This window comes from Streptomyces sp. NPDC101776 (assembly GCF_044766845.1).
GTDB lineage: Bacteria > Actinomycetota > Actinomycetes > Streptomycetales > Streptomycetaceae > Streptomyces.
In genome coordinates, this window is sequence record NZ_JBIWMV010000005.1 from 187,450 (window position 1) to 207,298 (window position 19,849).

The 19,849-nt window shown below is 70.7% G+C and carries 16 protein-coding genes and 1 pseudogene; 6 read left to right on the plus strand and 11 right to left on the minus strand.

Annotated features, from left to right (window positions below):
* The 4 genes from ACIRRY_RS19340 to ACIRRY_RS19355 all read right to left on the minus strand — a co-directional run bounded on the left by ACIRRY_RS19340 (position 1) and on the right by ACIRRY_RS19355 (position 2,948).
* Positions 1-336, minus strand: coding sequence for a hypothetical protein (locus tag ACIRRY_RS19340; RefSeq protein ID WP_403974011.1), 336 nt, complete (start codon positions 334-336; stop codon positions 1-3).
* On the minus strand, positions 333-824 hold the full coding sequence (locus ACIRRY_RS19345; RefSeq protein WP_403974013.1) for a YbaB/EbfC family nucleoid-associated protein: 492 nt from the start codon (positions 822-824) through the stop codon (positions 333-335). The genes ACIRRY_RS19340 and ACIRRY_RS19345 overlap by 4 nt, the downstream gene beginning before the upstream one ends.
* A 409-nt stretch (positions 825-1,233) precedes the next feature.
* Entirely contained in the window at positions 1,234-2,190 is a 957-nt protein-coding gene (locus ACIRRY_RS19350; protein WP_403974016.1) for an ornithine cyclodeaminase family protein, read from the minus strand.
* Positions 2,187-2,948, minus strand: a complete 762-nt coding sequence (locus ACIRRY_RS19355) for an IclR family transcriptional regulator (protein WP_403974018.1) — start codon at positions 2,946-2,948, stop codon at positions 2,187-2,189. Before ACIRRY_RS19355 ends, ACIRRY_RS19350 begins: the two co-directional genes overlap by 4 nt.
* A 130-nt stretch (positions 2,949-3,078) precedes the next feature.
* On the opposite strand from ACIRRY_RS19355, the gene ACIRRY_RS19360 reads away from it, so the two are divergent.
* Both ACIRRY_RS19360 and ACIRRY_RS19365 read left to right on the plus strand, forming a co-directional pair.
* Positions 3,079-4,392, plus strand: a complete 1,314-nt coding sequence (locus ACIRRY_RS19360) for an amidohydrolase family protein (protein ID WP_403974021.1) — start codon at positions 3,079-3,081, stop codon at positions 4,390-4,392.
* A complete protein-coding gene (locus ACIRRY_RS19365; RefSeq protein ID WP_403974023.1) occupies positions 4,389-5,474 on the plus strand; it encodes a dipeptidase in 1,086 nt (361 codons plus the stop codon). Before ACIRRY_RS19360 ends, ACIRRY_RS19365 begins: the two co-directional genes overlap by 4 nt.
* Here the strand turns inward: ACIRRY_RS19365 and ACIRRY_RS19370 are convergent.
* Together ACIRRY_RS19370 and ACIRRY_RS19375 are read right to left on the minus strand one after the other, a co-directional pair.
* On the minus strand, positions 5,447-6,685 hold the full coding sequence (locus ACIRRY_RS19370; RefSeq protein ID WP_403974025.1) for an MFS transporter: 1,239 nt from the start codon (positions 6,683-6,685) through the stop codon (positions 5,447-5,449). The two genes, ACIRRY_RS19365 and ACIRRY_RS19370, sit on opposite strands and share 28 nt — an antisense overlap.
* Positions 6,686-6,951: 266 nt before the next feature.
* Complete coding sequence (locus ACIRRY_RS19375) at positions 6,952-7,833, minus strand: GyrI-like domain-containing protein (protein WP_403974028.1); 882 nt, start codon at positions 7,831-7,833, stop codon at positions 6,952-6,954.
* Positions 7,834-7,967: 134 nt separating this feature from the next.
* Here ACIRRY_RS19375 and ACIRRY_RS19380 point away from each other — a divergent pair, with 134 nt between their 5' ends.
* Both ACIRRY_RS19380 and ACIRRY_RS19385 read left to right on the plus strand, forming a co-directional pair.
* A complete protein-coding gene (locus ACIRRY_RS19380) occupies positions 7,968-9,083 on the plus strand; it encodes a serine hydrolase domain-containing protein (protein ID WP_403974030.1) in 1,116 nt (371 codons plus the stop codon).
* A 300-nt stretch (positions 9,084-9,383) separates the two neighbouring features.
* Positions 9,384-11,006: a cellulose binding domain-containing protein gene (locus ACIRRY_RS19385; RefSeq protein WP_403974032.1), complete on the plus strand. Its 1,623-nt coding sequence runs from the start codon at positions 9,384-9,386 to the stop codon at positions 11,004-11,006.
* Positions 11,007-11,173: 167 nt separating this feature from the next.
* Here the strand turns inward: ACIRRY_RS19385 and ACIRRY_RS19390 are convergent, their stop codons facing one another.
* Positions 11,174-11,629: a hypothetical protein gene (locus tag ACIRRY_RS19390; RefSeq protein ID WP_403974034.1), complete on the minus strand. Its 456-nt coding sequence runs from the start codon at positions 11,627-11,629 to the stop codon at positions 11,174-11,176.
* A 280-nt stretch (positions 11,630-11,909) separates the two neighbouring features.
* Here ACIRRY_RS19390 and ACIRRY_RS19395 point away from each other — a divergent pair, with 280 nt between their 5' ends.
* A complete protein-coding gene (locus ACIRRY_RS19395; RefSeq protein ID WP_403974036.1) occupies positions 11,910-13,931 on the plus strand; it encodes an ATP-binding protein in 2,022 nt (673 codons plus the stop codon).
* On the opposite strand, the pseudogene ACIRRY_RS19400 reads toward ACIRRY_RS19395, so the two are convergent.
* A pseudogene (locus tag ACIRRY_RS19400) lies at positions 13,847-14,632 on the minus strand (methyltransferase); the annotation flags it as partial. The gene ACIRRY_RS19395 and the pseudogene ACIRRY_RS19400 sit on opposite strands and share 85 nt — an antisense overlap.
* Before the next feature lie 74 nt (positions 14,633-14,706).
* Between ACIRRY_RS19400 and ACIRRY_RS19405 the strand changes: the two are divergent.
* Positions 14,707-15,630: an alpha/beta fold hydrolase gene (locus ACIRRY_RS19405; protein ID WP_403974038.1), complete on the plus strand. Its 924-nt coding sequence runs from the start codon at positions 14,707-14,709 to the stop codon at positions 15,628-15,630.
* Here the strand turns inward: ACIRRY_RS19405 and ACIRRY_RS19410 are convergent.
* The 3 genes from ACIRRY_RS19410 to ACIRRY_RS19420 form a co-directional block, all read right to left on the minus strand.
* Positions 15,603-16,247 (minus strand): LysE family translocator, encoded by a 645-nt coding sequence (locus ACIRRY_RS19410; RefSeq protein WP_403974041.1) that lies wholly within the window; start codon positions 16,245-16,247, stop codon positions 15,603-15,605. The two genes, ACIRRY_RS19405 and ACIRRY_RS19410, sit on opposite strands and share 28 nt — an antisense overlap.
* Positions 16,244-17,995 carry an FAD-binding protein gene (locus ACIRRY_RS19415; RefSeq protein ID WP_403974043.1) on the minus strand — a complete coding sequence of 584 codons (1,752 nt, stop codon included), beginning with the start codon at positions 17,993-17,995 and terminating at the stop codon, positions 16,244-16,246. Before ACIRRY_RS19415 ends, ACIRRY_RS19410 begins: the two co-directional genes overlap by 4 nt.
* A gap of 196 nt (positions 17,996-18,191) precedes the next feature.
* Positions 18,192-19,682 (minus strand): B12-binding domain-containing radical SAM protein, encoded by a 1,491-nt coding sequence (locus tag ACIRRY_RS19420; protein ID WP_403974045.1) that lies wholly within the window; start codon positions 19,680-19,682, stop codon positions 18,192-18,194.
* Positions 19,683-19,849: the final 167 nt, after the last annotated feature.

A 19,849-nucleotide genomic window follows, 5' to 3' on the forward strand; every position in this document is an offset into this window, starting at 1 on the left:
TTACGGTCGGCTCCCGGTCCGCCCTTGTTGTTCGTGGATGGCGTCGATGATCCCGCTCTGGTTGCTGCGGATCGAGCGGAGGTTGTCGAGCGTGCCGTCGCCCACGGCGGAGATGCCGGCGGCGATGGCGTCGATGGTGGCGAGGACGGAGTCGCGGGTCTGGACGAACTCCTTCCTGAGCTGCTGCCCGTAACTGTCGTCGCCGGTCCAGCTGACGTCGGCCAGGGCGGCGTGGGCCGACGCGCCGACGTCGTTGGCGTAGCTGCCGAGGTCCTTGATGACCCGGGTGCCGCCCATGATGGCCTCGGGGCTCGATGTGTAGGACGGGCCGGTCATCGAGTGCCTCCGTCTTCCTCGTCGTCGGCGATCTCGTCGTGCAGCCGGGTGCGTGCGGCGGGCCTGGTGGAGCTGTTCCGGGCATGGGCGGAGGGGCCCACGAAACGGGCCCAGTCGATGTCGAGTGCGGCGAGTTCGGGCACCTGGGGGCCGGGGGTGTCGAGCGGCCGGAAGCGGCGGGCCGCCTCGTGCCGTGCCTGCTCGCGGCCCGCTTCGACCGCCTCGATGATCGCCGCGCCCAGTTCCGCGCTCGACATCTCACGGAACTTGGCGCCCAGGAACCGCAGGTCGCTCAGTTCGCCCCGGGGTCCGACGGTGACCTCGACGGAGCCGTCCTTGGAAACCGTGGGCGAGGATAAGTCGCCCATGTCGGCTTCCGCGCGTGCCACGTCCTGCTCAGTCGCCGCCAGTTCGGCTCTGGCCCGGGCGAGCCGTCGCTCCAGCTGCTCCGCGTAACCGTCCGGGCCGGACTCGGGCTCCTGGGTCATGCGGTCTCCATCTTCCTCGTACTCCACTCACCGGACGTGGCCATGGCACAGGCCGACGCGAACGCCGGGCCGTTCGTACCGGCGGGGCCCGCGTCGGTGGCGGTCACGTACCGGCGGCGGTCACGTCGGCGCGCACCGGAGGTCCCGTCCGTACGCACCCGGGGCCCGTGTCACTCGCCCTGAGTCAGGACGCGCGCGGCTCGGGCCCGCAGACCTCCGATCATGGCCGGGCTGGTTGACGTCCGCCCCAACGGCACATGACGTGCAATGGATGAAGATCCGCATCCGGATTAACTTCGCCCGAACCAGGGCGACTTGAAGCGGCCGCGCGACCGTGGCGAGAGACCCTGCGCCGGCCCGACCGTGGGAAGACGATGGCCTGCCGTTACGTGAGCGGGGTCACCGTCCCTCACAGGTCCACGCGTACTCCCCAGCCCCGTTCGACCGCCACGTCATACGCCACCCTGACCGCCGCGACATCGAGGGCGGCGTGGCCCGTGGACTTGAAGACGGTGAGGGCGCCGGTGTCACCGCCCCGGCCGGGATGAGCGCCGTCGAGAACGGACCCGAGCAGGGGCACCGGCCGGCCAGGGGCGAGGTCCTGGAGTTCATGGGCGCCCGCCGGTGGTGGCGCGGTGGCCGCGCCGGTCCACTCGGCGAAGAGGACCGCGTCCAGGATGGTGCCGGGGTCCAGTTCGGGCCCCTGGGAGCCGCCGACCGACGAGACATGGACGCCGGGAGCGAGCCACTCGCGTCGGACGACGGGCGCTGTGGCGCCGGTACAGCAGAACACCACATCGGCCTGGCGTACCGCCTCCTCGACACCGGCGGCGACCCGCGCGCCGGGATACAGCGCGGCAGCCGCGCCGGCCCGTACGGGATCGCGGCCGGCCACCGTCACCTCGGCCTCCGGCAACACCGTCGCGAGCAGCGCGAGTTGGGCGCGGGCCTGGGCGCCTGTCCCCACCACAGCCACCCGGCCGAGACCGGGGCGGACGGCCAGGGCCAGCGCGCTCCGGGTGGCGACCGCCGCCGTGCGGACCTCGGTCAGCGACTCGCCGTCCACGAGCGCCAGCGCCCGCCCGTCGTGTTCGTCGAACAGCGCCACCAGCCCCCGGTGGAAACCGCGCCCGGGGTGCCGTGGATCGGCGGTCACGGTCACCAGCTTCGCGGCCAGCCCGAGTCCGGGAACGTACCCGGGCATCGCGCCCAGCAGACCGGTCGGGGTCAGGGCGGCGATCCGCGGCGGGACGGAGACCTCGTCGCGGGCGACGGCGACCAGGGCCCGGCCCACCGCGTCGAGGACGGCGTCGGGCCGCAACGCGGCGGCCGTCTGCCGACGGTCCAGCACCAGCAGGCCGCTCACCGGCGGACCTGCGGCGTGCCGGCGGTCAGGGCCGCCCCCAACTCGTCCGTCGCGGCGCGCAACTCCCGCTCCACGGAGGCCAGTTCAGGCCCGTCGAACTCGGCGTCCGGTCCCACGACCGTCAGTGCGCACACCGGAGCGCCGGGGTCGGGCACCACCGCCCGGCTGACGGACGCCACCAGCTTGTCGTTACGACCGCGCTCCACCGCGACACCGGCCCGTTCCACCTCGGCCAACTCCCGTGCCACGTGCACGGCTTCATCGTCGAGTCCGTCCAACCACCTTGTCCTGGCGTCCGGTTCGAGCGCGGCGACCAGGGCCAGTGGCCCGGCGAACCGCCCGACCGGCAGCAGCTCGCCCCGCAAGTGGCTGATCATGGCCAGCCGTTCGGGCCTGACCACATCGATGACCCGGGCGCCGCCCTCCTCCAGCACCTGGAGGTTGACCATCATCGAGGTCACGGCGGACAGCCGTTCCAGCACCGGACGGGCCAGCGCGGTCAGCGAGTTGCCCGCGGCCGAGGCGGACATCCGGAGCACGGCGGCACCGGGCAGATAGCGGTCACCGGCCCGCAGCACCCAGCCCCGCCGGACCAGGTCCAGCAGGATCCGGTAGGCGGTGGCGCGGTGCAGGCCCACCTCGGCGGCCAGCTCGGTCAGCCGCACCGGGTGCGGTGCGCGCGAGACGGCCTCGACCAGGTCGAGCGCCTTGTCCACGGCCGACCTGGGCGGCGCCGGGGTACGGGGTGCGACGGGCATGGCAGCGGTTCATCCCTCTCGTCCGCGGTGCGGCCACGGAGTACAGTGTCTGCGTTTTCATCAAACGATACAGTTGTTACATAGAGCGTAACAACTTGACAACTTACGGCCTCGCGCCCTGAAGGTGACCATGACCGATCTGCCCCCGGGTGCCCCGACCCCCTGGGCCGCACCGCCCGCCGGAACCGTGACGGTCTACCGCGGCGCCACCCTCTTCGACGGCACCGGTGCCCGGCCCCGCCCGGACACCACGATCGTCACGGACGGCGCCCGGATCCACACCGTCGTCGGCGACGGCGACCCGTTGCCCCCGCTCGCGGCCGACGCGCCCCGCGTCGACCTCGACGGCAGGTTCGTGCTCCCCGGCCTGATCGACACCCACCAGCACCTGGCCACCCCGCCCGACCGGCCCGTCGCCGAGGCGGTGCTCCGGCGCCTGGTGCACAGCGGAGTCACCGCCGTCCGCGACATGGCCGACGACCTTCGGCAGATCGGCGACCTCGCCCGGGCCACCCTGGTCGGTGAGATCCCCGGCCCCGACATCCGCTACGCGGCGCTCATGGCCGGGCCCTCCTTCTTCGACGACCCGCGCACCCATGAGGTCTCCCGGGGCGCGACGCCCGGCGCCGTGCCCTGGATGCAGGCCGTCACCCCCGACACCGACCTCACCATCGCCGTAGCCCTGGCCCGTGGCACCCACGCCGCCGCGATCAAGGTCTACGCCGACCTGGACGCCGCGACCGTCGCCGCCGTCACCGCCGAGGCGCACCGCCAGGGCATCGCCGTCTGGGCGCACGCCACCGTCTTCCCGGCCGCGCCCGGCGAGGTCGTCGCCGCGGGCGTGAACAGCGTCTCCCACGTCACCCTGCTCGCCTTCGAGAACCCCACCGAGCCGCTGAGCAGCTACAAGACCAAACCTCCCGTGGACTACGACCGCTTCGCCACAGGCGACGACCCTCAACTGGCCGCGCTCTTCGCCGAGATGGGCCGCCGCGGCACCGTCCTCGACGCGACCGCGTCCATGTGGACCAGCGACGAACTCCGGGGGGACACCGCCGAGTCCGCCGAACGGGCCCGCCGCAACACCGAGTTGGCCGCCGCGGTCACCGCCCAGGCACACCGTGCCGGAGTCGACGTCTGCACCGGCACGGATTTCGAGAGTGCCCCCGACGACCCGTTCCCCGCCCTCTACGGCGAACTCGCCTTCCTCGTCGACCGTTGCGGCATCCCCGCCGCGGACGTCCTGCGCTCCGCGACCCTGGTCGGCGCCAGGGCCGCCGGCACCGAGGCGGACATGGGCAGCGTCGAAGCGGGAAAGCTCGCGAACTTCGCCGTCCTGGACGAGGATCCGCTCCGCGACATCGCCAACCTGCGCACCATCACCCTCACCGTGAAACGCGGCCACCGCTTCGACCGCGCCGACTTCGAGAAGGACGCCAAGTGACCACCGCCGCCCACCCGATGATCGTCAACGCGCTGGGGCAGCTCGACAACCCCAACACGCCCGCCGCCCGGGCCGCCGCCACGCAGCTCAACCCCGACAGCGGCCAACTCGCCGTCGACGCCCGGGCGATCGCCGAAGCCCGCGCCTCCGGCCTGACCGCCGTCAACATCACCCTCGGCTACACGATGGGCGACCTGCCGCCGTACGAGCACACGTTGGACGAGATCGCGGTCTGGGACGGGATCCTCGACGCCCACCCGGCCGACCTGCTCAAGGTGCGTACGGCCGACGACATCCGGCGCGCCCACCGCGAGCGGCGGATCGGCGTCATCTACGGCTTCCAGAACGCCGTCGCCGTCGGCGAGGACCCCGCCCTCATCGCGAGCCGCGTCGCCGGGTTCGCCGAGGCCGGCGTACGGATCGTCCAGCTCACCTACAACCAGGCCAACCACCTCGGCGACGGCTCCATGGCCACCGCCAACCGGGGACTGACCCCGTTCGGCCGTGAGGTCGTCGAGGCCCTCAACGACCACCACTTGATGGTCGACCTCTCGCACAGCGGAGAGAACACCTGCCTGGACGCGGCCCGGCACTCCCGCCGGCCCGTGTCGATCAACCACACCGGCTGCCGTGCCCTGGCCGACCTGCCGCGCAACAAGACGGACGAGGAACTCCGCCTGGTCGCCGACCGAGGCGGGTTCGTCGGCATCTACTTCATGCCCTTCCTCAACCCGACGGGCCACGCCACCGCCGCCGACGTCGTCGACCACATCGTCCACGCGGTCGACGTCTGCGGCGAGGACCACGTCGGCATCGGCACCGACGGCAGCGTCACCGCCGTGGACGACCTCGACGCCTACCGCGCGACTCTCGCCGAACACGTCGCCGCCCGCCGGGCGGCCGGCGTCGGCGCGGCGGGCGAACGGGCCGACACCTACCCCTTCGTCGTGGACCTGCGCGGAGTCGACCAGTTCCGCGATCTGATCCGCCTCCTGGAGAAGCGCGGCTACCGCTCCGGACGCATCGAGAAGATCCTCGGCCGCAACTTCCTCGACTACGCCGACCGCGTCTGGACGTCCTGAGGGTCCGCGTCCCGTACCGCCTCCGACGGGGTCCGGGCCGGTGAGGAAGTGATCAGTGCGGAGCTGCCGGTTTCGCGGTCCGTGAGGCCCGCGAGGAGGGCGAGGCCGAGGCCTGCGGCGGCGAGCGTCGCGCCGACCAGGGCCGGTGAGGCCCAGCCCCATCCGGCGGAGATGGCCAGGCCGCCGAGCCAGGCTCCGCCGGCGTTGGCCAGGTTGAAGGCGGAGTGGTTGGAGGCCGCGGCCATTGTCGGGGCGTTCTTCGCCTTGGACATGAGCAGCATCTGCACGGGGGTGGTGACCAGGGCGCCCATCGCGCCCATGAACACGAGGGTCACCAGGGCGGGGACGGTGCTGTGCACGGTGAAGTAAAACGCCACGAGCGTCGCGCCGAGCAGGAAGAGGCCCCCGTACAGCGTCGGGCGCAGGGCCCGGTCGCTGAGCGGACCCGCGATCAGGGTGCCCAGCGTCATTCCGATGCCGTAGAGCGCGAGGACCCAGGTGGTGGAGGAGTCGGCGAGGCCGGTCACGTGGGTCAGGATCGGGACCAGGTAGCTGTAGACGGCGAAGAAGCCGCCGAATCCCACGACGGCGGTGGCCAGGCCGAGGGCGACCTGCCGGTTGCCCATCGCCCGCAGTTCGTGCCGGATGCCGGACTGGTTGCCGCGGGGCTGATGGGGGACGAAGGCGGCCAGTGCGGCCAGCGCGACAAGGCCGATGACGGCGACGCCGCAGTAGGCGTACCGCCAGCCGAGGTGCTGGCCGAGGGCGGTGCCGGCCGGGACGCCGACGATGTTGGCGATGGTCAGTCCGAGGAACATCTTCGACACGGCCCGCCCGGCCCGTTCGGGGGCGACCAGTCGGGAGGCCACGACGGCGCCCACGCCGAACAGTGCTCCGTGGGGCAGGCCCGCCAGGAACCGCGCGGCGAACAGCAGGCCGAAGTTCGGAGCGAGAGCGGAGGCGACGTTGCCGACCACGAACATCGCGGACAGCAGGAGCAGAAGCCGTTTGTGGGCGATGCGCGCGCCGATGCCGGTCAGGACGGGCGCCCCGACGACGACACCGAGCGCGTAGGCGGAGACGAGGTTGCCGGCGTGCGGCACGGACACGCCGACGCCGTCGGCGATCTGGGGCAGCAGCCCCATCGTGGCGAACTCGGTCGTACCGATACCGAACGCGACGAGGGCAAGGGCCAGCAGGGCCAGTGGCATGGGGCGCGGGTACCTTTCACGGGCTGTGCTCTGCGTGCGGATGCGGGGGAAGTGGGCGGGACCGTGATGCGTCCCGTTCGCCCTGTTTCTGTCGCCTGTCGCGCCGGCCACCGTTGCCCGATGCGCCCCTGAGGGCAGGGAAAGTCTACGGGCGCCTCAACCGCGGCCCGTACCCGCGCGTTTCAGGATCGGACGACGAGAGTCATGGCCTGCGTCACAGTGGGCCCATCGAGCTGAAGCAGCCTCGCCGGCCGGCACACCGGTGTTCACGCGCCGGCGTCACCACCGCTCCGCTCGATCGGGATCCACAGCTGGGAGTGGGTCTCTTCGCCGATCTCCACCGGCCGCGTCCGCAGGAGTTCCGGACCTGGCCGGCTCGTGTACGGGTTCGAGGGGAACCACTGTGTGAACACGTCCCGCCACAGTGCCTGGAGCGCGCTCGGATAGGGCCCGTCGTTGTCGAAGACCGCCCAGGTCCCGGCCGGCACGTCGAGGGTGTCGAGTTCCTCGACGACCGTCTCCGGGCCGGTGGCCACGCCGATCCAGTAGTCCGCCTCGGCCCCCTCCTCCCGGCTGTCGGTCAGATACACCGCTGCCGACAGGATCCCCTCGGGTTCCCGGTCGGCCAGTTCCTTCATCCGTACGACCGCCCACTCGTCCAGACTTTTCAGGTGGGCCGTGGCGGCCGCGTTGGCCCCCTCGTGGACCAGCGGTACCCGCGACTTCCTGCCGACGATCCGAAACGCCTCCTTCGCCACGATCCGGTAGCGCATCGTCGTACTCCCTTCGACTACGACGCGGAAGGACATCCGCGGCTGTGCCGTGAGCACTGCGCCCGTGCGCCGGGCCTCGCCCGGACCGATGCCGTGCACCGACCGGAACGCCCGGGCGAACGCCTCACCCGAGCCGTAGCCGAACCGCACCGCGACATCGAGCAGCGTGCGCTGCCCGGCCAGCACCTCGGCCGCGGCGAGCGTCATCCTCCGGCGCCGCACGTAGGCCGGGAGCGGCATCCCGGCGAGGGCGGAGAACAACCGCCGGAAGTGGTACTCCGACACCGCGGCGATCCGGGCCGCCTCGGCCACGTCGACCTCCCGGTCGAGGCAGGCCTCCAGGTGGTCCAGCGCCTGATTCAGCCGCTCCAGCACGTGTGTCCGTACCTCTTCCTGCCGCTACAGCCGGGCCGTCTTCAGGTGTAGGCGAGTTCCTCGCGCCCCGCCCGACAGAAACCGTGCGGGAATTGTCGGGCGGGTGGCGCCGGCGTTGCCCGAGGCTGGCGCACATGACTGATGTTATGGGGATGTGCGAGCCGCGGTTCGCCGCGGTCGAGACGGCCCTCGCGGCGTCGCTCGGCAAGGACGACGTGGGCGCCTCGGTCGCCGTCTACCTCGACGGCGAACCGGTGGTCGACATCTGGGGCGGGTACGCCGACGCGGACCGCACCGTCGGCTGGGAGCGCGACACCCTCACGGGCGTGAACTCGACGACCAAGAACATGACCGCCCTGTGCGCGCTCGTCCTGGCCGATCAGGGCCGGCTCGATCTGTCCGCGCCGGTCGCCGCCTACTGGCCCGAGTTCGCCGCGGCGGGCAAGGAGCGTCTGCTGGTACGCCACGTGCTGTCCCACACCGCGGGGCTGCCGGACCTGTCCGGGCCGAGGGCGGTAGAGGACCTCTACGACTGGCGGAGCGTGACGGCTGGGCTGGCCGCGCAGGCCCCCGAATGGGAACCGGGAACCGCCGCCGGGTACCACGGGCTCACCTTCGGATACCTGATCGGCGAGATCGTCCGCCGCGTCACCGGCCGCTCCCTCGGCGACTTCTTCGCGCAGGAAGTGGCGAAGCCGCTGGGCGCGGACTTCCACATCGGGCTCTCCGCCGCCGACGACCACCGCGTCGCACGGCTCGTCCCACCGCCGTCGCTGACCGACGAGTACACCGCCAGCGCGCCGCCCGGACCGGACGGCACACGCCGGGAGTACGACGGTGTCACGGTCCGGGTCAGGGATGCCAACTCCGTGGCCTGGCGCCGTGCGCAGATCCCCGCGGTGAACGGCTTCGGCAACGCCCGGTCCGTCGCCCTCGTCAAGTCGGTACTGGCGAACCGGGGTTCCGCAGGTGGCGTACGGCTGCTGTCCCCCCAGGGCTGCGAACCCGCGTGGCAGGAGGTGTTCCGCGGCGAGGACCGGGTGCTGCGGACCCCGATGTCCTGGACCGTGGGCTTCGGCAAGTTCGGCAACATGTTCGGTTGGGGTGGATGGGGCGGCTCGCTGGTCGCGAGCGACCCCGACGCGCGGATGACGGTGGCCTACGTGATGAACCAGATGCTCGACCGGGAGCAGCAGGAGGACAGCCGCGGCATGGAGATCATCATGGCCGCCTACAGCGGACTGCGATGACAACCCGCAGCAACTACCGCCTCCAGGGCCGAAATTGGTCTAGACGAATCTTTCGCGGATCCCTTGACGCCAGCCGACGCGGACGGCCACGCTTCATACCGCAGGCAGATGTAAGGAAAGTTTCCGATTAACTTCACGACTCGCCGTTCGACGGTCTTCCCCTGCCTCACCCCGCCCTGATCACGTCGCACGGCTCCTCCCCACCCGCACCTCCGCACCGTGCGACGGGCGTGCAGGGCACCGCAATCCGCGTACCGGCGCGACGCCGTGCGCGACCTCGCCCCACGGAGGAGCAACCGCATGAGACGTGCGTCGCTGCGCGCCGCATTGACCGCCGCCCTGATGGTCGGCGGCATGGCCACGACGGCCGCCCCGGCCGCTCACGCGGCCGACAACACCGGCCTGATCGCCGCCTTCGGCGTCACCTCCACCTGGGGTGCCGGCTTCGAGGGCGGCTACACGGTCACCAACAGGTCGACCCACACGGTCACTTCATGGACCATCACCTTCACCCTGCCCGCCACCGAGGCCGTCACCAGTTCGTGGAACGGCACGGTCACCCACAGCGGGACGCAGTACACGATCACCTCCCCCACCTGGGAGGCCCCGCTCGCCCCCGGTGACTCCGCGCCCGTCGTCGGCATGGACTTCGGCTACACCGGCTCGGTCCTCCTGCCGAGCGCCTGCCTGATCAACAACGGCCCCTGCGCCGGCGTCCCCGCCGACACCGCCGCACCCTCGACCCCCACCGGCCTCGCCGTCCGGGCCACCGGGCCCGGCAGCGTCACGCTGGGCTGGAACGCCTCGACCGACAACGTCGGCGTGGTCGGCTACCGGGTCTACGAGGGCAACGACGTCATCGCCACGACCTCGGGCACCGGTACCACCTTCAAGGTGATCGGCCTGCTCCCCAGCAGCAGCCACAGCTTCTCGGTGACCGCGCTCGACGACTCGGGCAACCAGTCGGCGCACTCCGCGACACTCACCGCGACCGCTGGCAGCGGCACAACTCCCGGCGTGGCGGCCCCCTTCATCGACCTCGGGTCCTACCCGACGCCGAACCTCACGCAGATCGCCACGGACACCGGGCTGCGGCAGTTCTCGCTCGGCTTCATCACCGCCGGGTCGACCGGTTGCTCGGCGAGCTGGTTCAACTCCTATGACCCCGGCGCGGCTTGGGACCGGGCGGACTTCGACTCGCTGCGCGCGATGGGCGGTGACGTCCGGCCGTCCTTCGGTGGCGCGTCGGGCACCGAACTGGCCCTCGCCTGCACCAGCACGACCGCGCTCCAGGCGCAGTACCAGAAGGTCGTGGACGCCTACGCCCTGGACCGCGTGGACTTCGACATCGAGGGCGCCGCTGCGGTCGACCACGCCTCGATCGACCGGCGCTCGACGGCCGTCGCCGCCGTCCAGGCCGCACAGCGCGCCAAGGGCCGCGACCTCAAGGTCACGCTCACCCTCCCGGTCCTGCCCAGCGGTCTGACCGCGGACGGCGTCTACATCCTCAACTCCGCCAAGTCCCACAACCTGAACGTCGACACCGTCAATCTGATGGCCATGGACTACGGCGACAGCGCCGCGCCCAACCCGGCCGGGAAGATGGGCACGTACGCCATCCAGGCCGCTACCTCGACCCGTGCCCAGATCGCCTCGGTGTGGCCCAGCCTCACCACCGCCCAGACCTGGGCGATGGTCGGCCTCACCCCGATGCTCGGTCAGAACGACACCGCCAGCGAGGTGTTCACCGCCGCCGACGCACAGCAGGTGCTCACCTTCGCCAAGCAGAACCACCTCGGCGAACTGGGCTTCTGGGACGTCACCCGCGACCGGAACGCCTGCACCGGCGCCCTGAGCCAGTGCACGAACATCCCGCAGACCCCGTACCAGTTCTCCAAGCTGTTCGCGCCCTACGCGGGCTGAGCCCTCGAGACACCGTGTGCGGGCCGAGAATCAGCTCGGCCCGCACCAGTTGGGGACACGTTCAGCGTGTGGACGGACAGCACGGACCGACCGCCGGGCGATGAGCCAGTAGACGAGTCCCACAGGCGGCGACACGCACACCAGGACGCTCAGCAGGCGGGAGTCGATCACGCGGGCAGGTGGCGCGGGCTGTTCAACCTCACCCGGCAGGTCCGCCAAAAGGCCGTGGAGTTGCTCGCGGGTGCGCGCTTCACAGGCCTCGACCACACTCCCGGAGCGTCGCGGTCCCCGAATCGCGAAGCGAGCCGTTCGATGTGACCGCGCAACTCGGCAAGGGCCTCGTCCGTCAGTCGCAGCACACCACGATGCAGATCGACCTCCCGGCGGCCGCCGCCCTGTCTGGACCGGTAGGCAGCGTTGATGTCGGCCCGGGTCGCGTCCAGCATCGCGCCGAGCAACTCAGCCATCTCCGCCGGGTTCGCAGCATCGCTCGGGGGTTCCGTGACCACCGGCGTATAGACCCGCTCCACCTTGCCGCGGGCCAGCGGCCGATATTCGGCGATCTCGATCAGCCCGGCCCGTTCGAGCTGATCGAGGTGCCGGATGCGCAGAGGATCGGCCAACGCATCTCACCCTCCGGAAATCCGTGCCCCTCATCCGCCCCCCTCAGAGTCCGCCCGACTGCCCAACTGCCGACGTGCGTCCACCGCCGAACACCACCGAAAGCCCACCCGCCAGCCCGCCGAATCGATACACCCACCACCGCACTTCACCCCGTCGGCCACAGGAACCGTCCGATCGAACAGTTGCCAATTTCGATCAGTTGTGACCGTTTCCGATGAGGGGGTTTAGCCCCTCGTCCAGGCCGTGCAGGATGGGACCGTGTCAGGCAACCTCCCAGTCATGACGACCAGCTTTGTCGGCCGCGAAAGCGAACTCGACACAGTCAGAACGGCGTTGGCCCAGCGGCGCTGCGTCACGCTCACCGGTGGTGGCGGTGTCGGCAAGAGCCGGCTGGCGCTGCGCGTCGCGGAGCAGCTCCGGGGCCGTTACGCCGACGGGGTCTGGTGGGTGGACCTGTCCAACCTCTACGACGACCGGTTGTTCACCGCCACGGTCTGCGACGCGGTCGATCTGCTGGACCACAATCCGCGTGACCCGGTCGAGGCGCTGTGCGAGTGGCTGACAGATCGACAGGTGCTGCTCGTCTTCGACTGCTGCGAACGCGTGCTGGCCTCCTGCCTCCTCCTGGTGAGCGAACTCCTCGCCGCCGCACCCCAGTTGACCGTTCTCGCCACCAGCAGGCAGGCCATCGGGGTCCGGGGTGAGCACCGCATCGAGGTGTCCCCGCTCTCCGTGGACGACGAGGGCGGCAGCGGAGACGCCGTACGCCTGTTCCGCGAGCGCTGTGCCACGGCCGCCCCCGCGGTGTCCCTCGACTCCCCCGACTCCGCCGAGGCCGTCCAGGCCATCTGCCGCCGCCTGGAGGGCATCCCGCTCGCCGTCGAACTCGCCTGCGCGCGCCTGCGGGAGAGCAGTCTCCCGGAGATCGCCGAGCGGCTCGGCTCACGGCTCGACACGCTCGTGGACGAGACGGTGTGGCCCAGGCGGCACCGAGCCCTTCGTACGGCGATCGGCTGGAGCCATGAACTGTGCTCCCCGCTCGAGCGGTTGCTGTGGGCCAGGCTCTCCGTCTTCCGCGGCCTCCTGGAGACGGCCGACGCGCAGTCCGTCTGCGCGGGCGGCCCGCTCGACGCCGACGACATCCCCCGGCTTCTGGAGCGGCTGGTCGACCAGTCGGTCCTCCAACAGGTGGGCACCCGCTACCGGATGCTCGACACGCTCTGCGAGTACGGCGCCATGTGGCTCACGGAACTCGGTGAGAAGGACACCCTCGCCCGGCTCCACGCCGCGCACTTCGCCGACATGCTGGCCGACGCCGAGGCCGGCTGGCTCAGTGAACGGCAGGTCGCCTGGTACGCGCGGATCGCGGCGACCCACGCCGACGTGCGCGCCGCACTCGACCACCTCATCGAGACGGATCCCGACGCCGCCGTCGAAATGGCCGGTCGTACGGGCCTGTTCTGGCCCTGTTGCGGGCACCTGCACGAATCCCGCGACTATCTCGAACGCGTCCTCGCGCTCGACACCCCTACGGGCCCCTCCCGCACCCGCGCGCTCTGGGCCCTGGGCATCACGCTCACCCTCCAGGGCGACCACCGGACCGCCCTGCGCATCGGGGAGGAGTGCACGGAGGCGGCGCGCGAGGACGGCACGCCGCAGTCCGAGCTGTTCGCCGCCCACACCCTCGGTCTCACCCACCTCATGGCCGGCCGCCCCCAGGACGCGTTCGACGTGAGCGACCATGCCCTGATCACCCACGGCACGTCGCCACCGTCGGGCGCGCCCCAGCTCTGCTGCATGGTGATCAGGGCCTTCGCCCACTCCGCGCTGGGCCGACTGGCCGAGGCCTACGAAGCGGCCATCGCCCTGCGCCGGCTCAGTGTCCGGTACGGCGAGCACTGGGCGCGGTCGTACGCGTTCCACCAACTCGCCTTCATAGACCTCCTCCAGGGCCGCGCGCACGACGCCGAGCTCCATGCCCGGGCCATGCTCACCAGCAAGCACAACCTCAACGACAACCTCGGGATCGCGCTCGCCCTCGACCTCCTCACCGGGGCGAACGCGGTCCAGGGCAACGGCATCGCGGCCGCGCGCACCTCCGGCACCGGAAACACCTTCTGGCGCATGCTCGGCCACCCGAACCACGGCACACCCGAGCTCTCCGAGGTCCGCGACCAATGGGAGCTGCAGGCCCGCAAGTCGGTCGGGGACGACGCCTACGACAAGGCCTTCCACCACGCGCTGAACGACGACGCCGAGCAGGGCCTCGCCCTGGTGATGCAGGGTCCGCTCCCCTCCTGACCGGCCGGGCGCAGCCGCCAGAGAGACGTGGTCTCGGCGCCGCGTGCCGTATGGAGGGGGTCGGGGACCCTTGGAGCGTGGGCGGCGGGGCTTGGTGTCGACCCTGTCCACCACGCGGAGATGTGCTGCCCGGATGGCGTCGAGCAGGTGCTGACGTGTCCGGAGACCGAGGTGCTCCGCCAGATCGGACAGGATGAGCCAGCCCTCGCCACCCGGCCGGAGGTGGGCCGACAGTCCGGCGAGGAAACCGTGGAGCATGGTGCCGTCCGGGTCGTAGACACCTTGCTCGACGGGGCCGGTCGGACGGGCGGGCAGCCACGGCGGATTGCACAGGATGAGATCGGCGACGCCTTCGGGGAACAGGCCGGGAGGACCCGCCACCTCGATACGGTCGGTCAGTCCGAGCCGGTGAGCGTTCTCCCTCGCGCAGGCCAGGGCGCGTGGGCTGATGTCGGTCGCCACGACACGGTTGACTCCGCGTCGGGCCAGACCGCGGCGAGGACTCCGGTTCCCGTGCCGAGATCGAATGCCGTAGTGGTGGCGGGACTGCGGAGCACCGCCGCCGGCAGGGGCGCACGGGCGACGAGATCGACGTACTCGCCCCTGACCGGCGCGAACACGCCGTAGTGCGGATGGACATGGGCACCGAGCGCCGGCACGTCGACCCCTTTGACACGCCACTGGTGAGCGCCGATCACTCCGGCAGGGAAACCGAAGGCGACCGGCAGAGCCGACGAAGCGTCATGCTCGGCCTGGGCGCTGGAAGACTGGTGACATGTTCACCGAGGAACTCATCGCCGTGTCACGGCAACCGCGTGTCGAACTGTTCGTCGCCCTGTCGGCAGGGCCTTCGCACCGCACCGTGCTCGTGATCCACGGCGGTCCCGACTGGGACCACACCTACCTTCGGGAACCTCTGAGCAAGCTCGCCGGAACACACCGACTCGTCATGCCCGATCTGCGGGGGTGCGGACGCTCCACCCGCGGTCTGTCCGACGAGCAGTACACCCCGGACACAGCCGTCGACGACCTGATCGTCCTCATGGACACCATCGGGGTCGACCGAACCGACGTCCTCGGCTTCTCCTACGGCGGGCTCCTGGCTCAGCGACTCGCCCTCGCGGCACCCCACCGAGTGCGGCGTCTCATCCTCGCCTCCACCACGGTCGAGGCCGTCCCCGCCGACGCCTTCGACGACTGGCCGGATGCGAGGGAACGTCGCGCGGCGGGAGCCCGCGTCTGGTCGAACCCGCACCTGGCCGGACCGGAACTGACCCGCGCGGCAGCCGTCGCGTCCGCACCGGCGAACCTCTGGCGCCACGAGATGCTCCCCGCCTACCTGCGCCGCTTGGAGTCCGTCCGCTTCTCGGCAGAGTGGCTGAGGCCCCTGCGCGCCGGCATCCTGCCCCACGCACTCCTCGAAGACGCCGTGCCCCGTCTCACGGCCCTCGCGATCCCCACGCTCTTCCTGCATGGCCGATACGACATGACGTTCCCTGCCCGCTCCGTCCGCCGGGCCGCCGACACGATCCCGTCCGCCGACGCCGAGATCCTTCAGGCGGCTGGGCACATGGCCCATGTCGACCAACCGGACGCATGGCTCGCGGCTGTGTCCCGGTTCCTTGACTCAACACCCGGGTCGTCGTGTGACGAAGGAATCCACCATCAGGTTCAGGCCGAGCCGCCCGGGTGCGACTGATCCGTCACCAGCAGCAGGGCGAGAACGGCAAGTGCGGACCCCGTGACGTACCGCTGCACCCGCAGCCAGGCAGGTCGCGAGGCGAGGAACTCCGACAGGGTCCCCGCGGCCATGATGATGACCAGGTTCGCGCAGACGCTCACCACGACCTGGATGCCGCCGAAGGCGAAGCCCTGGAGCAGTACGTTGCCCGCGCGGGTGTTCACGAACTGTGGAATCAGCGAGAGGTACAGCAGGGCGATCTTCGGGTTGAGGAGATTCGTGACCAGCCCCATGGTGAAGAGCCGGCGGGTGGACGTGTCGGCCACCGCGCGCGGGGCGAAGACGGACGCGCCGTCCGATCGGAAGGCCTGCCAGGCCAGCCAGCCCAGATAGGCGGCGCCCACGATCTTGAAGGACGTGTACAGCACGGGGACGGTTCGCAGCACGGCCATCAGGCCGAGGTTCGTCACGACCACGAAGACCAGGGCGCCGACCGCGACCCCGCCCAGCGACACCACGCCGGCGCGGCGGCCCTGGGCGATGCTCCGCGACACCATGTACATCATGTTCGGCCCGGGAGTGACCACGACGCCGAGGGATATCGCGGCCACGCTGATCCCGTCGTTCAAGTTCACCGTCGGTGCTCCCCCACCTGGCCGGAGGAGTGTTCCCCCGCCCGGCCGGAGACGTGCTCCCCGTCACCGTCGTAGGCCCCTGCTCCAGCACGGGGAACGGGCTTCCAGACGAGTTTCCCGGAGTCGTGCACGACGGCGTTGCCGGTGATGTGAGCGGCCGTCGAGGGAAAGTCCTCGCGGTAGTGCGCCCCGCGTGACTCCTCGCGGAGCAGTGCGGACTCGACGATCAGCCGGGAGGCCGGCAGGAGGTTCTCCAGGTCCAGGCACGTCTGTACCTGGCTCGCGGCCCGAGGCCCGGAGGCGATGTCCGGTTTCTCCCGGCGCTCGTCGAGCGCCGCGATCGTCTCGGTCATCGCCAGGAGGTCGCGGGCCGTACGGATCGGACCGGCCTTCAAGTACATCTCCCGGCGCAGGAGTTGGAGCAGGGCCTCGGGGCAGGCGCCGTCCGGGGAGACGTCCATGCGGTAGGGGCCTGTGACCCGGATGTGCTGTTCCCCCTGCGCTGCCGACGGCCCCGTACCTGCGCTGACGGTCGCCGCGTGCCGGCCGGCGATCCGGCCGAAGACGAGGGCTTCCGACAGGCCGTTCCCGCCGAGGCGGTTGGCGCCGTGGGCGCCGCCCGCGGCCTCGCCCGCCGCGTACAGGCCGGGAATCGTGGTGCGGGCCGTGCTGTCGATCCGGAGTCCGCCCATCAGGAAATGGGCGGTCGGGCGCACAGCGAGGACCGATGTGCCCGCCGCACCGAATCCCGGCCTGAGCAGACGGAGACGTTCGTACAGCGCGGGATAGCGCTCGGGTATGACGTGCGCGCAGACACCGAGATCGAGTCGGACCGTCGCGTCCGGGAATCCGCGGCCCTCCATGATCTCGCGGTAGGCACCACGCGACACCTTGTCCCGGGTGGCCCGTTCACCCAGCGGGTCGTAGCGCAGCATGAACCGCTCGGCGTCACGGTTGAGGAGGGTCGCACCGTCGAACCGTACGGCTTCCTCGACCGGCATCCCGTCGTACGTCGGTACGTCCGACGCAAGCCCGGTGGGATGGAACTGCACGTACTCCATGTCGATGGCCTCGGCGCCGGCCCGCAGGCCGAGTGCGAGGCCGTCGCACGTCTTGTCCGTGGAGGCGGCCGAGGGTGCGTACATCGAGGTGCCGCCGCCGTCCGCGAGGATCACGGAATCCGCGGCGATCTCCAGGATTTCCAGGCTCTCGACGGACAGCGCCTGGAGCCCGCGCACCTCTCCGTCGGCGTCGAGCAGAACCTCCGTGGCCCGCAGCCCCGAACGGACCTCGACCCGGCCCTCCTCGACAAGTCCCGCCAGTCGTCCACCGAGCACACGCTGGATGTGGAAGCCGAGCCGGTCCTCCAAGTGGACGGCACGCGGTGCGCCGTTGCCGCCGAACGGGCGGGTGGCGAACTGTCCGTCGCCGCCCTTCTCGAAGCGCAGCCCGAGGCCTTCCAGCCACTCCACCAGGCCGTACGCGCCCTCGCACAGCGTCCGTACGATGTCCTCGTCGCCCGCGTACGCCCCACCCGCGAGGGTGTCCTTGATATGGGCCGCGACACTGTCGTCCGGCGCGACGGCCGCGTTGAAGGCATGGGTCTTCCAGGTGCAGCCGCCGGCCGAGGCCCAGCGGTGCCGGTCATGCTCGTAGACGGCCTTCGTGACGAGTACGACGTGTGCGCCCTCGGCGGCGGCCTCGATGGCGGCGGCCAGGCCCGCGCCACCCGCGCCGACGACGATCACACGAGGGGCCCGTGACGTGCGTACGGACCTCGTCCCAGCCGTATTCACCGTCGTACGCGCTGACTTCACCGGTGCCGTCGCCCTCTCGGCCCGCGTCCTCTTCGTCCTCATCAGCCCCCCACGCTGTTCCGAAAGTCCGTCGCAAAGTCCGTCGCAAAGCCCATCGCTCAGCCCGTCGCCAAGTCCGTCGCTCGTGTCAGAGCCGGGCGCAGATCTCGTCGAGCAGTCGTCGCTCGGCCGCCTCGTCGTCGTCGACTCCGCCGAGCATGTAGCCGCCGAACTTCATGTGTCCGCGCTCCCGGCCGAGCGCGATCACACCCCGCCCGACATCGGCGATGGCGGCTTCCACGTCCGCGAGTTCGACCTCGGTGTTCTCGCGGACGTACAACTCGGTGAGGCGCCGGGCCGGAATGATCTCGCCGTGCGCGGCGCGTACTTCGGGGTGAGTGCGGAAGCTGTCCCAGTACATCCGCGAGCCCGGGATCACACCGGGTGCCGCGACCGACACCGTGGTGATGGTGTCCCGGTAGGTCTCCGCGAGGGAGAGCCAGGAGTCGACCTCTTCGTGGAGTTGTTTCCGGGTGGTACCGGGCAGACCGAGAATTCCCGAGGCATAGATCTTGTAGTCCAGTTCCTGAGCGAGTTCGAGTGCCTCGTAGACCCGGTCGGGCCCTTTGTTGATGCCCTTGGAGTCGCCCTTGAGGAGTTTGGGGTCGAAGGCCTCCAAGCCGACGTTCCACGTGCGTACGAAGCCCTGGCACAGCTTGGCCGACTGGAGGAACTCGAAGACCAGGCCGTAGGCGAGAAGGAACCGGTGCTCCCGGAGAACCGGTGAGTCGGCGCAGCGTTCGGCGAGTTCGTCGAGGTAGCCGATGTCGCCGGACCACTGCGCCCGCGAGAAACCGAGGGTGGAGTCCCCGGCGGCGTAGACATTGGCACCGAGGCCGCCGACCGCCTTTTCGAGTGCGGGAACGATCGTGTCGATCCGGGCGAATTTCGGAGTGAGCCCCTGGATCGAGCAGTGTTTGCACCGGCGTCCCGGCCGCGTGCCCCAGGTGCAGCCGGCGTCCAGGGGGAGGGTGACCATGCGTTTCAGGTCGTAGTGATGGGCGTACCAGACGTCGAACGCCTTGTCGTAGTACCGCTCCAGTTGGTCTTCGATGAGTCCGTAGTCGGGGAGCATGCGACGGTCGAGCGGATACGTGGGGGCCGGCTGATTGACGACCTGAAGGTGGTCGCGATAGGCAAGCGAAGGGACGCGTTTCAGGTCGAGTTGCCCCTGTAACGCGTACAGGAGGCCGAGCATGGTGAACGGTCCGTTGTTGCCCGTGCTGACGAAATCGACGAGCCGGTGTCCGTAATGGCCGGTGAGGATTTCGCGGTGGAGGATTCCGGCATGGTCGTTGCCGAACACGACGACCGCGTCGGGGTTCACCCGCTTGATCTCCGCGGCGACGATGAAAGCCCACAGCGCGGTGGCCGTGTAGACGGTGAACGCCGCCACGTCCGGGGGATCCGCGGCGATGGCGGCGCGTACGTCGTCCCACGGGACATGGCTCAAGTCGAGGTATTTCCAGGCGAGTTCAGGGAGGTACCGCTCCTGGTAGGTGATCATCTCGACCAGACCGGAGTGGGGGTAGACCGTCCCCTCGTTCCGGTACCGCTCCTGGCCGTCCACACCGTCCACGAGGGCACCGCCACCGGAGTGGCCGCCGCGGTGGGCGGAGGTGAGCGGCAGGGCGAAATACCAGACGGACCGGGGAGGGGAGGCGGGGCGAGGACCGGAACCTAATCGCGGACCCGAACCGGGTCCGGTAGCGCCGGGCGGAGGGAACGTCCACTGGAACCGACCAT

What these genes read in the sequence shown, in the direction of transcription:
- ACIRRY_RS19340 (WP_403974011.1), bottom strand. Translation starts at nt 336, where the DNA reads ATGACCGGCCCGTCCTACACATCGAGCCCCGAGGCCATCATGGGCGGC.
- ACIRRY_RS19345 (WP_403974013.1), bottom strand. Translation starts at nt 824, where the DNA reads ATGACCCAGGAGCCCGAGTCCGGCCCGGACGGTTACGCGGAGCAGCTG.
- ACIRRY_RS19355 (WP_403974018.1), bottom strand. Translation starts at nt 2,948, where the DNA reads ATGCCCGTCGCACCCCGTACCCCGGCGCCGCCCAGGTCGGCCGTGGAC.
- ACIRRY_RS19360 (WP_403974021.1), top strand. Translation starts at nt 3,079, where the DNA reads ATGACCGATCTGCCCCCGGGTGCCCCGACCCCCTGGGCCGCACCGCCC.
- ACIRRY_RS19370 (WP_403974025.1), bottom strand. Translation starts at nt 6,685, where the DNA reads ATGCCACTGGCCCTGCTGGCCCTTGCCCTCGTCGCGTTCGGTATCGGT.
- ACIRRY_RS19380 (WP_403974030.1), top strand. Translation starts at nt 7,968, where the DNA reads ATGACTGATGTTATGGGGATGTGCGAGCCGCGGTTCGCCGCGGTCGAG.
- ACIRRY_RS19385 (WP_403974032.1), top strand. Translation starts at nt 9,384, where the DNA reads ATGAGACGTGCGTCGCTGCGCGCCGCATTGACCGCCGCCCTGATGGTC.
- ACIRRY_RS19395 (WP_403974036.1), top strand. Translation starts at nt 11,910, where the DNA reads ATGACGACCAGCTTTGTCGGCCGCGAAAGCGAACTCGACACAGTCAGA.
- ACIRRY_RS19405 (WP_403974038.1), top strand. Translation starts at nt 14,707, where the DNA reads ATGTTCACCGAGGAACTCATCGCCGTGTCACGGCAACCGCGTGTCGAA.